This window comes from Kribbella kalugense, from assembly GCF_004365875.1.
GTDB lineage: Bacteria > Actinomycetota > Actinomycetes > Propionibacteriales > Kribbellaceae > Kribbella > Kribbella kalugense.
Genome location: NZ_SODF01000002.1, coordinates 485,514 through 498,951 on the forward strand (window position 1 = coordinate 485,514; position 13,438 = coordinate 498,951).

Here is a 13,438-nt window from a genome sequence, read left to right on the forward strand (position 1 = left end):
GGTCAGCCCACGATCAGGCTCATCGCCTCCGCGCGGGTGACCGGATTGCGCAGCTGACCCCGGACCGCCGAGGTGATCGTCTTCGCGCCCGGTTTCCGGACACCGCGCATGGTCATGCAGAGGTGTTCGCACTCGATCACCACGATCACGCCGCGCGGCTGGAGGATCTCGACCAGGGACTCGGCGACCTGAGTGGTCAGCCGTTCCTGGATCTGCGGCCGTTTCGCGTACACGTCGACCAGCCGGGCGAGCTTCGACAGCCCGGTGACCCGGCCGTCCCGGCTCGGGATGTAGCCGACGTGCGCGACCCCGGTGAACGGGACCAGGTGGTGCTCACACACGCTCCAGACCTCGATGTCCTTCACCAGCACGAGCTCGTCGTGCTCGAGGGCGAACGTCGTACTCAGGACGTCCTCGGCCGTCTGGCCCAGCCCGGCGGTGATCTCGGCGTACGAGCGTGCCACCCGGGCCGGTGTGTCCCGCAGCCCTTCGCGATCCGGGTCCTCCCCGATCGCGAACAGCAGCTCCCGCACGGCCCGCTCCGCCCGCGCGTGGTCGAAATTCGGTGAGGTCATCCGGCCACTGTAAGTTCGGCCGGCGGAAAACAGCGACGCCGCCACCCGATGGGGTGGCGGCGTCGCTCAGTGCACTGCTGGGGTCACTGCTGGGTCGGCGGCGTCGGGCCGCTGCCGTAGTCCGGCGGCCGGATGGCCTCGTCCGGACCGACGGAACCGCCCGGCAGCACGTCGTGCAGCGAGCCGTTCTGCTCGGCGCGGGTGGAACCGTTGGTCGGCATCACCGGCGGCTGGTCCGACGGGACCCGGGTGGACGAGCCGGTCCAGGCCGGCCGCCGCTCCCGCATGATCACCGGCACGAAGATCCTGGCGATCTGGTTCTTGTCCAGGGTCTCCTTCTCGAGCAGCTCCTCGACCAGGTGGTCCAGGACGACCCGGTTCTCGACCAGGATGTCGAAGGCCTCCTGATGCGCGTTCAGGATCAGCTTGCCGACCTCCTCGTCGACCGCGGCCGCGATCTCCTCGGAGTAGTTCCGCTGGCTGCCGAAGTCGCGGCCCAGGAACGGCTCGCTGCCGTCCGAGCCGAACTTGATCGCGCCGAGCCGCTCGGTCATGCCGTACTGCGTGACCATCGCCCGGGCCAGCGCCGACGCCTTCTCGATGTCGTTGCTCGCGCCCGTGGTCGGGTCGTGGAAGACCATCTCCTCGGCGGCGCGGCCGCCGAGCATGTAGGCCAACTTGTCCAGCATCTCCGACCGGGTAGTGGAGTACTTGTCCTCGTCCGGCATCACCATCGTGTAGCCGAGCGCACGGCCACGCGGCAGGATCGTCACCTTCTGCACCGGGTCGGAGTGCGGCAGCGCCGCGGCGACCAGCGCGTGTCCACCTTCGTGGTACGCGGTGAGCACCTTCTCCTTGTCCGACATCAGCCGGGTACGACGCTGCGGACCGGCGATGACGCGGTCGATCGCCTCGTCCAGCATGTGGTTGTCGATCGTCTGCAGGTTCGACCGGGCGGTCAGCAGGGCCGCCTCGTTCAGCACGTTGGCCAGGTCGGCGCCGGTCATACCCGGCGTCCGGCGGGCCACCGCGGTCAGATCAACGTCCGGCGCCATCGGCTTGCCGCGCGAGTGCACCTTGAGGATCTGGGTGCGGCCCGGCAGGTCCGGCGCGTCGACGGCGATCTGCCGGTCGAACCGGCCCGGCCGCAGCAGCGCCGGGTCGAGCACGTCCGGCCGGTTGGTGGCCGCGATCAGGATCACACCGCCGCGGACGTCGAAGCCGTCCATCTCGACCAGCAGCTGGTTCAGGGTCTGCTCGCGCTCGTCGTGACCACCGCCGAGGCCCGCACCACGGTGCCGGCCGACGGCGTCGATCTCGTCGATGAAGACGATCGCCGGAGCGTTCGTCTTGGCCTGCTCGAACAGGTCGCGGACCCGGGAGGCGCCGACACCGACGAACATCTCGACGAAGTCCGAACCGGAGATCGAGTAGAACGGCACGCCGGCCTCGCCGGCGACCGCGCGGGCCAGCAGCGTCTTACCGGTACCGGGCTGGCCGTAGAGCAGGACGCCCTTCGGGATCTTCGCTCCGACCGCCTGGAACTTGCCTGGTTCCTGCAGGAACTCCTTGATCTCGCCGAGCTCCTCGACCGCCTCGTCACAGCCGGCCACGTCGGCGAACGTGGTCTTCGGAGTGTCCTTGGTGATCAGCTTGGCCTTCGACTTGGCGAAGCTCATCACCCGGGAGCCACCACCCTGCATGGAGTTCATCAAGAAGATGAACACCACCGCGATCAGCAGGAACGGGATCAGCGTGGAGAACACCTGGCCGATGAAGCTCGGCTTCGGGTTCTCGACGTCGTACCGCTCGATCTTGCCGTCCTGGAACAGGGACTGCAGGTCGGTGCCCAGCGTCTCGGCCTGGCCGTCGACCCAGTTGGCCTTGATCTTGGTGCCGTCGGTCTTCTCGACCCGGATCTCCTGGTCCGGGTCGATCAGCGTCACCGACTTGATCGTCTTGTCGCTCGACGACTTGGCCTGCTGGATCAGCTGCACGACCTGGCCGGTCGCCTCGGTCTTGTACCCGGTCGAGCCGGTCAGGAGCTGCCCGATCACCAGCACGCCGAGGAAGGCGACGACGATCCAGAACAGGGGTCCGCGGAAGATGCGCTTCACGTCCATGATCGGGGCCTAGGCCCCGTCCCTCCTAGCTCGGCAGGCCCGGGTGTGGCGGGCTTGTGACGGTAATACCAGTCCAAGTGTCTCGTGTCGCACAAGACAACACAGCACGAGGGTCACCAATGGGCAGTACGACCTGTTGTACAGGCCGTCACCAAAGTCTGCCTTGAAGGCTGTCTCAGGAGTAGACGTGCGGCGCCAGGGTGGCTACGCAGCGCAGGTTCCGGTACTTCTCCGCGTAGTCCAGACCGTAGCCGACGACGAACTCGTCCGGCAGCTCCAGGCCGACGTACTTGACCGGGACCCGCATCTTGGCGGCGTCGGGCTTCACGAACGCGGTGCACAGCTCGAGCGAGGCCGGCTTGCGTGACTCCAGGTTGCTGACCAGCCAGCTGAGCGTGAGCCCGGTGTCGATGATGTCCTCGACGATCAGCACGTGCCGGTTGGTGATATCGGTGTCCAGGTCCTTCTGGATCCGCACCACCCCGGACGACTTGGTGCCCGAGCCGTACGACGAGATGGCCATCCAGTCCATCTCCACGTGCCGGCTGAACGACCGGGCCAGGTCGGCCATCACCATCACCGCGCCGCGCAGGACGCCGACCAGCAACAGGTCCTTGCCCTCGTAGTCGGCCTCGATCCGCGCCGCCAGCTCTCGCAGCTTCGCGAGGATCTGATCCTCGGTGTAATGGATCTTCGCCAGGTCCTTCTCGATGTCCGCCGCATCCACGCGGTCAGCCTGTCACATTCGGCCCGAGGATGATGAATCCGCCCTGGCGGATCGCGCGGACGCCCTGGGGAAGGTCGATCCATCGCTGACCGCGCCAGTCGGTCACCAGCGCGTCGACGGCCGCCACGTGCCCTGCGGTGAGGTCGGTGGCCCGGCAACCGGCTTCCAGCGCGGCCTGACGCAGTACCCGGGTCCGGATCGCGGTTGGCTCGTCCGTGAGTACGCCGACTTCGCCGCGGACCTCGCTCTCAGCCCGACTCAGTGCGGTCTCCGCGACGTCCGCCGCGAGCTGGTCGAGCGCATCCGCGTCCGCTCTGAGCAATCCCGCCGTACGGGCCAGTGCTTCGACCACGCCAGGCCCCAGCGCCTCTTCCAGCACCGGCAGCACCTCATGCCGCACCCGGACCCGCGTGTACTGCGGATCGTCGTTGTGCGGGTCGTGCCACGGCCGGAGCCCCGAAGCGATACACGCCGCCGCTGTAGTAGCCCGGCGTACCTCCAGGAAGGGCCGCCGGACCCGACCGACCGCCGAGGCCATCCCAGCGAGTGATCGGGCCCCAGATCCCCTGCCAAGCCCGAGTAGGACAGTCTCGGCCTGATCGTCCCGGGTGTGGGCCAGCAGTACGACGTCCGCTCCGAGCTCATCGGCCGCGTCCCGGAGTGCGTCGTACCTCGCTGTGCGCGCAGCGCCCTCCGGACCGCCCTCGGTGCCGACTGTGACGGTCCACACCCGGACAGGGTCGAGTCCTAGCGTCCGGCACTGCTTGGCGGCCGTCTCGGCGACGTGAGCGGAGTCAGGCTGCAGATCGTGGTCGACGATGACCGCGCCGGCGCGGAGGCCGAGCTTGGGCGCCTCGAACGCGGTAGCGGCGGCCAGAGCTAGCGAGTCCGTGCCACCGGAACAGGCGACCAGGACGGTCGTTCCGTGTGGCAGCTCGGACAGTGTGGTGCGCACCGCCTCCCGGGTCCGGGCGACAGCCGGGTGCAGCTTTCCGCGCCTCTGCTCGACCAGCTCCTCCACAGCCTGGTCAGCCGTGGAGTCGGGAGACCCAGGCATCCGGGTTCGCGATCTCGTTCTTGGTCGGCAGCGTGTTCGGACCGGTCCAGACCCGGTTGAAGCCCTCCATGCCGACCTGGTCGACCACGCGACGTACGAACGCCGCACCGTCCTTGTACTGCCGCATCTTCGCGTCCAGCCCGAGCAGCCGCTTCAGCAGCTGGTCGACCGGGTTGCCGCTCTGCCGTCGCGACGTGAACTTGGACCGGATGGCGTCAACGGTCGGAATGACCGACGGCCCGACCCCGTCCATCACAAAGTCCGCATGACCTTCCAGCAGTGACATGACCGCGGTCAGCCGGTCCAGCACCGCCCGCTGCTCCGGCGACTGCATCAGGTCCACCAGGCTGAACTCGGCCTCACCACGCACCGACTGCCCCAGCCGCTGCACAGCCTCCCGGAACATCGCGGCGTACGCCGATGCATCCAACTCGGCCTGGTCGAGGAACAGCGCGATCTCCGACCGCAGGTGGTCCCGCAGCCAAGGAACCGCAGTGAACTGCACCCGGTGCGTCTCCTCGTGCAGACACACCCACAACCGGAAGTCCCGCGGTACGACGCCCAGCTCGGACTCCACCTGCATCACGTTGGGAGCCACCAGCAGCAGGCGACCGGTCAGACCGGGGCGGTCCGGGTCCGGCTGCGCGGGGTAGAACGGGTCGAACTGACCGAGCACCCGCGACGACAGGAACGCCAGCAGCGCGCCGGCCTCGATCCCGGTCACCCGGGAACCGACCGCCGAGGACAGACCGGCAGTCCGGTCCGCCTTCTCCCGCAGCTTGTCCGCCAGCGGCTGCAGAACGGTCCGGAAGCCGTCCGCGTTCGCCTGGACCCAGCCGGGCCGGTCGACGATCACTACCGGTGCCGTCGCCGACGTGGCCTGCAGTCCGGTGAACTCGCGCACGTGTCCCTCGGACTCGGCTGCGAACTGACGCAGCTCGGCGACCACCTGGTCCGCCTCCGCACGGCTGACCGCAGGGCCGGGGCGCACCAGCTTCCGCGCCACGCCGGTCGCCAGCTGCCAGTCGACCATCTCGGTCGTGGTCCCGCCTTCCGCCGTACTCATACAACGACCCTAGTGCTATGTCCCAACAAGCGGGGGACTTCAGCAGCCGCAGTTGGCCAGCGCGGCCGCAGCCCGGTCCAGCGATGCGCGCGCATCCAGGGTCTTCGGGACAGGCACGCTGTCACTGGCGATCGCAAAGACCAGCAACGTTCCAGTACGGTCCCGAGCCATCCCCGCAAGGCTGTGCACGCTCGTGAGGGTCCCGGTCTTCGCACGGACCAGTCCGGTCCCCGTGCCGGTGCCTGCGGTGGTGAAACGCTCCCTGAGGCTTCCGTCGAAGCCGGCGACCGGGAGGCTGGTCAGCAGGCGCCGCAGCTCAGGATGGTCCTTCGAGGACGCCACCTTGACCGCACCGGCGAGGAGCGCGAGCGGGACCTTGTTGGCCCGGGTCAGACCGCTCCCGTCGTAAATGGTGGCCTTGCTGACATCCAGACCGAGCTTGGTGAGCGTGGCGCGGACGCCCTTCACCCCACCCACGTACGAACCGCCGTTGCCCGTCGCGATACCCACCTGTCGCAGGAGGACCTCAGCACCGTCGTTGTCGCTGTGCAGGTTCACGTACTCGATGATCTGGCCGACAGTCGGCGACTTGACCTGAGCCAGCGGAGTGGCCGCAGTCGAAGCGACCGCAGGCTTGACGGTCGGAGCGACCGTGATCCCGTACGTGCCCAGCAGCTTCCCGAACGACGTGGCCGCGGCCTGCGCCGGAGAGGTCGCTCGCTTGGCCATGCCTGGTGACAGTCGGCCCTCGTTCACCCACAGCGCCGAAGTAGGCGCCGCGATGCCTTCCGGTATGTAGTTGGCTTCCCAGTGCGTGTTGACTGCCGGTCCGGTGAACAGAGAAGCGTCGTACCCGAGGGTGACCCGGCTGAGGCCCTGCGCCTTCAGAGCCTTCGCAGTACTCGCCGCGAGCGTCTGGAGTGTTGCGCGGGCCGGGTAGTCGGCAGCCTGCTTCACCGCGAGCAGCGGGTCGCCGCCACCAACCAGGACGATCGAGCCCTTGCCGGCGCTCACGACCTTGGTGGAGAACGTGTGCTCCGCGCCCAGGGTCGACAGCGCCGAGACCGTGGTCAGGAGCTTCATGGTCGAGGCAGGGGTGTACGGCGTCGCGGCACCGACCGAGAAGACCGGCTTGCCGCGCGAGGCGTCGTACACATAGACACCGTGGTGCGGACCGAGTGACGGGTCCTTGAGGATCGCGGCGAGCGCCGCGCCGACACCGGCCGCTGTCGGGGCAGCACCCTCGGTCGTTGCCGGAGCCAGGACAGCGGGCGCCTGCTGGGCGGTGGCCTGGACTGATCCGGGTACGGCGCGCGCACTGCTCACCAGGCTGGTACACAGAGCCGTGGTCAGCAGCGTGACGAATGCCGCACGGGCAGGTCGAGCCACCGGGCTGCTCCTGTCATTCGGTCGGTCGGAACCGTGACAGTATCTGCCGTATGGAGTTCGACGTCTTCATCGAGATCCCCAAGGGCACCCGCAACAAGTACGAGCTGGACCACAAGACGAACCGGCTGCGCCTGGACCGCACCCTGTTCACGGCCACTCAGTACCCGTCCGACTACGGATTCATCGAGGACACCCTCGGCCAGGACGGCGACCCGCTGGACGCGCTCGTGCTGCTGACCGAGCCGACCTTCCCCGGCTGCCTGATCAAGGCCCGGGCGATCGGCATGTTCCGGATGACCGACGAGAAGGGGCCGGACGACAAGGTCCTCTGCGTCCCGGCCGGCGACCCGCGGCAGGAGCACCTGCGCGACATCCACCACGTGCCGGAGTTCGACCGGCTCGAGATCCAGCACTTCTTCGAGGTCTACAAGGACCTCGAGCCCGGCAAGTCGGTCGAAGGCGCCAGCTGGGTCGGCCGCGCCGACGCCGAGGCCGAGGTCCGCGCCTCCTTCGAGCGCCTCAAGGCCGAAGGCCACTAACCCCGGCGGGCGGCGGCTGGCGGCTGGCGGGTTATGTGACCGCTGGCGGGTTGTATCTCGCCAGCGGTGAAACAACCCGCCATCCGCACGGAACCGGCCGGCGATCGGGCCGGCTCGCCTCGCGGGTTGGCTGGCTGCGGACGTCCACGCCATCACAATGCCGTGCGCGGGAGCCGGCCAGGCGGGGCCGTCGCTGGCTGGACGCGGTTGTGATGGCCTGGCGGTACGCCGCGATGCTCCAGCACCCACGGATCGAGCAGGAGATCCGGGCATCCCTTGAGATGGCGGGGACGCTCAGTCGCCGGTGAGGCGGGTGAGGAGAGTTAGCAGGGTCTTGCGCTCCGTCGCCGTCAGTGGCTGCAGCAGGTCTGCTTCGGCGGCGTAGATGAGCTGGTCCATCGAGTCCAGCTGCTTCTCGCCGGCCGGGGTGATGGTGACGATCTTCCGGCGGCGGTCGGCGGGGTCCACCTGACGGGCGAGGAATTTCAGCTCCTCCAGCTCGTCCAGAAGCGTCACCAGGTCGCTGCGGTCGAGGCCGATGCGGTCGGCCAGCGTCGCCTGAGCGCCCGCGCCGTCGTCGGCGAGGCTGGCCAGCACGTGGTAGTGCTGGGTCCGGATGCCGGCCTGCGTCATGTGCTGGCGAACCAGCCGCTGGGACTGCATGTTCGCCCGCCCGAGCGCCCACAGCACCCGGTCGGACAGCCGATGCGTCGCCGACTTCTTCACCCCGCCACTCTATTGGCAACGCCGACCCGTACCTATATCGTGGGCATCTCCCATTATTTCTAACTCCCACGATATGGAGCACCCACAATGCGCGCAGTGCGCTTCCACCGTCACGGCGGCCCCGATGTCCTGCAGCTCGAAGAGGTCGCCGTACCCGAACCCGGCCCCGGCCAGGTCCTGATCCAGGCCGAGGCGATCGGCGCGAACGCGATCGACGCGGTCCTCCGTCGCGGCGGCTCCCCCTGGGACCGCCCGCTCCCCGGCACGCTCACCGGTGACGTCGTCGGCCGCATCGTCAAGCTCGGCCCGGACACCCCGCCCGGCGTCGCCGTCGGCCAGCGCGTCTCCGCGCTCACCGTCGACGCCTTCGCCGACTACGCGGTCGCGGACGCCGGCTTCCTGGCCCCGATTCCCGACGACGCCGATGCGGGCGAAGCGACGATGATGTCGCTGACCGCCCCGCTCGCCCTCCGGGTGCTCGAGTCCGGCCGCATCCCGGCCGGCGGCACCGTCCTGATCCAGTCCGCGGCCGGCACCATCGGCCACCTCGCCACCCAACTGGCCCGCTTCTACGACGCCAAGACGATCATCGGTACGGCGTCCAGCCCGAAGAAACTCGACTTCATCCGGGAGCTCGGCGCCGAACCCGTCGACCTCACCGACCCGGACTGGCCGGCGGCGGTCCGCGCCCTGGCCCCGGACGGCGTCGACACGGTCCTGGACGCGGTCGGCGGCACGGTCTTCGCCCAGGGCCTCGACCTGGTCAAACCACTCGGCACCATGGTTTCGTACGGCGCCATCACCACCGAGGTCCCGACCGTGCCGGTGCTCGGCCTCCAACTCCGGAACCTCACCGGCGTCTCCCTCTACGGCTGGCAGCAGGCTCGCCCGGACGAGGCCCGCGCCGACATCGCCGAGGTCACCCGCCGCTGGCAGTCCGGCGAACTCCGCCCGGTCGTCGACACCACCTATCCGCTCACCGAAGTTGCCCGCATCCACGAAACCCTCGACGCCCGCAGCAACCTCGGCCGCCTGATCGCCATACCGTGAATAAAATCGTCGGGTGGAGCTTCGGCAGATGCGGTACTTCGTGGGTGTCGCCGAGCAGCTCCATTTCGGTAAGGCCGCGGAGCGCCTCTACATCTCCACCCCGACCCTGAGTCAGCAGATCAAGCAGCTCGAACGCGAGGTCGGGACCACCCTGTTGATCCGGCACAGCCGCGGCGTCGAGCTGACCCCGGCCGGCCGGGTGTTCCTGGCCCGCGCCCGGGAAACCATCCAGGCGGCCGGCCTGGCGCTGAAGGACACGCGCCGGGCCGCCGGCCTGGACGAACCGGTACTCCGGCTCGGCCTGCTGAACGGCATCCCCGGCTGGCTCCCCGCCGCCCTCGAACAGCTCGCCACCGAACGCTTCCCGAACAGCACGGTCACCCTCGAGGCGGGAACCACCACCGATCAACTCCGAATGCTCACCGCCGGCGAGATCGACCTCGGCCTGGTCCGCACGCCCCTGACGTTGCCTCCAGCAATCACTTCCGAACACCTCGCCGACGAGGAACTCGGCGTCCTGCTGACCGCTACCCACCCGCTCGCCGCGAACCCCGAGCTCACCCTCGACGACCTGACCGGCCTCGAGCTGATCTGGATCCCACGCGCCGCGGCGCCGGAGTTCCACGACGACACCCTCCGCCGGATCGGCCCCGGCGTACGGCTGAGCGACATCAGCATGAGCCACTCGCAACTCCGCTCGGCCCTCCTCGTCCGCCGCTCCGCGTTCAGCCTAGGCTCCCGCCGAGCCGCCACCCCAGACGTCATCTGGCGTCCCCTTCAAGGCCGCCCACTGATCGCCCGCTACGCCGCCGTCTGGCCCACCGACTCGAACAACCCGGTGCTCCAGGCAATGACCGTTAGTCCTGGCCTAACGGTGGTTAGGCAACAAGTCGTGGAGTACTGAAGCTCCCGGTGGTTGGCTCGGAATGTCAACCACAGAAGGAGATTCGGTGCAGGAACATGTAGTGATCGTGGGCGGAAGTTCCGGGATGGGGCGAGCGCTCGCAGAGGAGCTTGTTGCCCAGGGCAGCGAAGTGACGGTCGCCGGCCGGTCGCCTGACAAGCTCGACGCAGTACGGCGGGAACTCGGCGTACAGACCGTTGCCATGGACATCGGAGTCGAGGAAGACATCGAGCGGCTCTTCGCGACCACCGGCAAGGTGAACCACATCGTCACCACGGCTGCCGACGTCGGCGGTGCCTACCAGCCGATCAGCGAGTACGACGTGAACGCGGCGCGCTCGGCGGTCGACTCCAAGTTGTTCGGCCCGTTGCTGCTCGCCAAACACGGCGCGTCCATGCTCGAACCCGGCGGCTCGATTGTGTTCACCTCGGGCATCGCGGCGTACCGCCCGGGACCGCGCGCGTCGTTGCTCGCGGCACTCAACGGCGCGCTGGCCTCGCTCGCCGCGGCGCTCGCGGTCGAGCTCGCGCCGATCCGGGTCAACGTGGTGTCACCCGGCTGGGTCGACACCACGATCTGGCAGGACGTGGCCGGCGATGCCGCGGCCGCGACCCTGGCCGCGATGGCGGCCCGTCTCCCGGCCGGCCGGATCGGACGGACCCAGGACATCGCCGCCGCGATCATCGCCTTGCTGCGTAATGGTTTCATCACCGGCACCGTTCTACATGCCGACGGCGGACACCGGCTGGTCTAGAAGGGACAGCTACGGACGGCCGAAGAAGTTCGGCGCGATCCAGTAGTAGACGCTGGAGATCTGCACCGGCTTGCCGGTTCGGGGCGCGTGCACCATCTGCCCGTTGCCGATGTACATGGCGACGTGGTGGATGGTGGCCGGGTCGTTCGGGTTGGTGGCCCAGAAGATCAGGTCGCCGGGCCGCAGGTCGTCCTCGTTGATGTGCTGGATCTGCTCGTACTGCGCCGCGCTGTAGTGCGGCAGTTGGACCCCGGCCCGCTCCCAGGCACCCATCACCAGGCCGGAGCAGTCCCACCGCGACGGCCCGGTGGCACCCCACAGGTACATATCGCCGAGCTGCCGCAGCGCGAAGTTGATCGCGTCCCGCGCGTCACCGCCGCCCGAGCTGTGACCGCCACCGTTGTCACCGTTGTCGTCGTTGCGCCCCGGCGAGGAAGGCTTGTGCTTCGCCGGCTTCTTGCCGTGGTTCTTCTTCGCTTCCTCCCGCGCTTCCTTCGCCTCGCGGGCCCGCTCGGCCGCCTCGGCGCGCCGCTCGGCGGCCTCCCGGGCGGCGATCTTGCGCTTCAGCTCGGCGGCTTTCTTCGCGGCGATCGCGGCGGCTCGTTGTCGCGCAAGCTCCTCGAGCCCTCGCTGCCGCTGGGCGGCGACCTGCACAGACACGCTCTGCAGTACGGCGAGCTGTGCGATCGACTGCTTCCGCTGGACGCCGATCGCGGTCACGGCTGCCGCCTGCGCGGCCTCCGCATCCTCGGCGGCCTTCTTCGCCGCGGCGGCCTCATCGGTCGCCTTCTTCACCTTCACAACCGCCTGGTCAGCCTGCACCTTGAACAGGTTCGTCATCACCTGGGTCGCCGAGAACCGCAGGTACGAACCCTGCATCGCGGCCGACACCGAGTGCGCGGCCCCGGCCGAGTCGAGCAGGTCCTGCGGACCGTCAGCGGTGAACAGCGGCGCGATCTTCGCCACGTCGCCACCACCCTGGTACGACGCGGCGGCGAAGCGGCCGATCTGCTGCCGCTGCGTGGCCAGCGTCTTCTGCGCCTCAGCTGCCCGGGCGGCAGCTGCGGCCGCCTCGGCCTTGGCCTGCTGCAGCCGGTAGATGGCGCCGTTGTAGGCCTCGTCGGCAATGCCGGACTGGATGCCGAGCTGCTCGAGCCGCGCGTTCGCCGCGGCCAGCTGGCGCTCGATCGCGGCGACCTGGCCGGCCTTCGAGGCGGCCGCCTGCTTGGCCCGCTCGACGGCGGCCTTGGACGGAATCACCGGCGGCTTCGGCTTGGCCGCGTCGGCCGCAAGGGGCTGGATGGCCATCGAGCCGGCCAGACAGATCGCGAGCACCCCGGAGAGCAGTGCTTTGCCTGCCCGACCGGTCTTCCCAGTGCTCCCGACCCGCCCGCCGGACGTAGCCCTCGAGGGGGTCCGCATCGGGATCGTTCCTTCCGCCGGTCACGAACCCCTTCCCCAGGGTTCGTGAGCTTTTGGTCCTCCTGGACCACATACGTGACACTAGTTGCCTACAGCCCCATTGGGAACACTCTTCACACAAGTAACTTTGTTTCACCCGTGTGTCGACTTGACAAACTACAAGCTTGTAATTCCGCGAAGCCGCAGGTCGGCGCACAAAAACACCCCTCCGACCGAAGCCGGAGGGGTGCTGTGGACGAACTAGGTCAGCGCAGCAAGAACGACGCAACCACCGGAAGATGGTCAGACGCCGGTGTCACAGGTACGGCGGCCTTGGTCGGCTGAAGCCCGTCGCTGTGCAGCTGGAAGTCGATCCGCTTGGTCGGGTTGCCCGCCTCGATCGTGTAGCCGGGACCAACCCCGACCTCGGTCCAGGTGTCGTCGTACACCGCGGTCAGCGTCTTGATCTCCGGCGCTTCCGGCGTCGCGTTCAGGTCGCCGACGAGCAGAGTGGGCGTCTTCGACTTGCCGAGCAGCTCGACCACCTTCTGCGCCTGCTCAAGCCGCTCGGCGTTGTTGTTGCTGGTCAGGTGCGTGTTCGCGAACCGTAGGTCGGCCCCACGGACCTTGATCTTCGCGACCGCCAGACCCCGCTGCTCACCGGTCGGGTAGAGCGGCAGGAGGGTGTTCTTGAAGTCCTTGATCGGGTACTTCGACAGGATCGCGGTCCCGTACTGGCGCCGCGGCTCCCCCGGGTTGACGGGCGGGAGGTCGAGGTTGGCGGCGTACGCGTAGTGCATCTTGAGCCGCTGCGCGAACCAGGCCGGCTGGTCGACCCAGTTGCTCCGCACGTCCCAGTGCCGATCGACTTCCTGCAGCCCGATCACGTCGGCCTTGGACTGCTCGATCAGTACGGCGATTCGCTCGAGATCGAGGACTCCGTCGATCCCCGCGCCGTGGTGGATGTTGTACGTCATCACGGTCAGCGGTCGCGCCGGCCGGCCGCCATCGGGCTGGGCCGCAGCAACGGTCGGCACCACCATCAGGACTCCGACCAGGGCGGTTAGCAATTTACGCATGCACCCATCTTTCCGGGAAACCGGCGACACGCGCACAACGAGCGAGTG

General features: G+C 68.6%; 13 protein-coding genes. 4 read left to right on the plus strand and 9 right to left on the minus strand.

Going from position 1 to position 13,438, the window contains the following annotated elements; genetic code table 11:
• Positions 1–2: 2 nt before the first annotated feature.
• From folE to dacB, 6 genes are all read right to left on the minus strand, one after another.
• The gene (gene folE, locus EV650_RS19950) at positions 3–575 is read right to left on the minus strand and encodes a GTP cyclohydrolase I FolE (RefSeq protein ID WP_134120558.1); all 573 of its coding nucleotides are present in this window, start codon (positions 573–575) and stop codon (positions 3–5) included.
• Positions 576–658: 83 nt separating this feature from the next.
• A complete protein-coding gene (gene ftsH / locus EV650_RS19955; RefSeq protein WP_134120559.1) occupies positions 659–2,698 on the minus strand; it encodes an ATP-dependent zinc metalloprotease FtsH in 2,040 nt (679 codons plus the stop codon).
• Between the two features lie 175 nt (positions 2,699–2,873).
• On the minus strand, positions 2,874–3,425 hold the full coding sequence (gene hpt / locus EV650_RS19960) for a hypoxanthine phosphoribosyltransferase (RefSeq protein WP_134120560.1): 552 nt from the start codon (positions 3,423–3,425) through the stop codon (positions 2,874–2,876).
• Between the two features lie 4 nt (positions 3,426–3,429).
• Positions 3,430–4,482 carry a tRNA lysidine(34) synthetase TilS gene (gene tilS, locus EV650_RS19965; RefSeq protein ID WP_134120561.1) on the minus strand — a complete coding sequence of 351 codons (1,053 nt, stop codon included), beginning with the start codon at positions 4,480–4,482 and terminating at the stop codon, positions 3,430–3,432.
• Positions 4,454–5,548 carry a zinc-dependent metalloprotease gene (locus EV650_RS19970; protein WP_134120562.1) on the minus strand — a complete coding sequence of 365 codons (1,095 nt, stop codon included), beginning with the start codon at positions 5,546–5,548 and terminating at the stop codon, positions 4,454–4,456. The genes tilS and EV650_RS19970 overlap by 29 nt, the downstream gene beginning before the upstream one ends.
• Before the next feature lie 39 nt (positions 5,549–5,587).
• Positions 5,588–6,937 (minus strand): D-alanyl-D-alanine carboxypeptidase/D-alanyl-D-alanine endopeptidase, encoded by a 1,350-nt coding sequence (gene dacB / locus EV650_RS19975; RefSeq protein WP_134120563.1) that lies wholly within the window; start codon positions 6,935–6,937, stop codon positions 5,588–5,590.
• Positions 6,938–6,987: 50 nt separating this feature from the next.
• Between dacB and EV650_RS19980 the strand changes: the two genes are divergently transcribed.
• Positions 6,988–7,476, plus strand: coding sequence for an inorganic diphosphatase (locus EV650_RS19980; protein ID WP_134120564.1), 489 nt, complete (start codon positions 6,988–6,990; stop codon positions 7,474–7,476).
• Between the two features lie 294 nt (positions 7,477–7,770).
• Here EV650_RS19980 and EV650_RS19985 read toward each other — a convergent pair whose 3' ends face one another.
• The gene (locus EV650_RS19985) at positions 7,771–8,202 is read right to left on the minus strand and encodes a MarR family winged helix-turn-helix transcriptional regulator (protein WP_134120565.1); all 432 of its coding nucleotides are present in this window, start codon (positions 8,200–8,202) and stop codon (positions 7,771–7,773) included.
• 87 nt (positions 8,203–8,289) lie between these two features.
• On the opposite strand from EV650_RS19985, the gene EV650_RS19990 reads away from it, so the two are divergent.
• The 3 genes from EV650_RS19990 to EV650_RS20000 are packed head-to-tail and all read left to right on the plus strand — an operon-like array spanning position 8,290 to position 10,910.
• Positions 8,290–9,252 (plus strand): quinone oxidoreductase family protein, encoded by a 963-nt coding sequence (locus EV650_RS19990; RefSeq protein WP_134120566.1) that lies wholly within the window; start codon positions 8,290–8,292, stop codon positions 9,250–9,252.
• A 13-nt stretch (positions 9,253–9,265) separates the two neighbouring features.
• Positions 9,266–10,156 (plus strand): LysR family transcriptional regulator, encoded by an 891-nt coding sequence (locus EV650_RS19995; protein WP_134120567.1) that lies wholly within the window; start codon positions 9,266–9,268, stop codon positions 10,154–10,156.
• Positions 10,157–10,202: 46 nt separating this feature from the next.
• Positions 10,203–10,910 carry an SDR family oxidoreductase gene (locus EV650_RS20000; RefSeq protein WP_202874775.1) on the plus strand — a complete coding sequence of 236 codons (708 nt, stop codon included), beginning with the start codon at positions 10,203–10,205 and terminating at the stop codon, positions 10,908–10,910.
• Between the two features lie 9 nt (positions 10,911–10,919).
• On the opposite strand, the gene EV650_RS20005 is transcribed toward EV650_RS20000, so the two are convergent.
• Both EV650_RS20005 and EV650_RS20010 read right to left on the minus strand, forming a co-directional pair.
• Complete coding sequence (locus EV650_RS20005) at positions 10,920–12,332, minus strand: C40 family peptidase (protein ID WP_134120569.1); 1,413 nt, start codon at positions 12,330–12,332, stop codon at positions 10,920–10,922.
• Between the two features lie 245 nt (positions 12,333–12,577).
• Positions 12,578–13,390 (minus strand): endonuclease/exonuclease/phosphatase family protein, encoded by an 813-nt coding sequence (locus EV650_RS20010; RefSeq protein ID WP_134120570.1) that lies wholly within the window; start codon positions 13,388–13,390, stop codon positions 12,578–12,580.
• Positions 13,391–13,438 lie beyond the last annotated feature (48 nt).

Coding starts and splice junctions, on each gene's coding strand:
- folE (WP_134120558.1), bottom strand. CDS start 575: ATGACCTCACCGAATTTCGACCACGCGCGGGCGGAGCGGGCCGTGCGG.
- ftsH (WP_134120559.1), bottom strand. CDS start 2,698: ATGGACGTGAAGCGCATCTTCCGCGGACCCCTGTTCTGGATCGTCGTC.
- tilS (WP_134120561.1), bottom strand. CDS start 4,482: ATGCCTGGGTCTCCCGACTCCACGGCTGACCAGGCTGTGGAGGAGCTG.
- EV650_RS19970 (WP_134120562.1), bottom strand. CDS start 5,548: ATGAGTACGGCGGAAGGCGGGACCACGACCGAGATGGTCGACTGGCAG.
- EV650_RS19980 (WP_134120564.1), top strand. CDS start 6,988: ATGGAGTTCGACGTCTTCATCGAGATCCCCAAGGGCACCCGCAACAAG.
- EV650_RS19990 (WP_134120566.1), top strand. CDS start 8,290: ATGCGCGCAGTGCGCTTCCACCGTCACGGCGGCCCCGATGTCCTGCAG.
- EV650_RS20005 (WP_134120569.1), bottom strand. CDS start 12,332: ATGCGGACCCCCTCGAGGGCTACGTCCGGCGGGCGGGTCGGGAGCACT.
- EV650_RS20010 (WP_134120570.1), bottom strand. CDS start 13,390: ATGCGTAAATTGCTAACCGCCCTGGTCGGAGTCCTGATGGTGGTGCCG.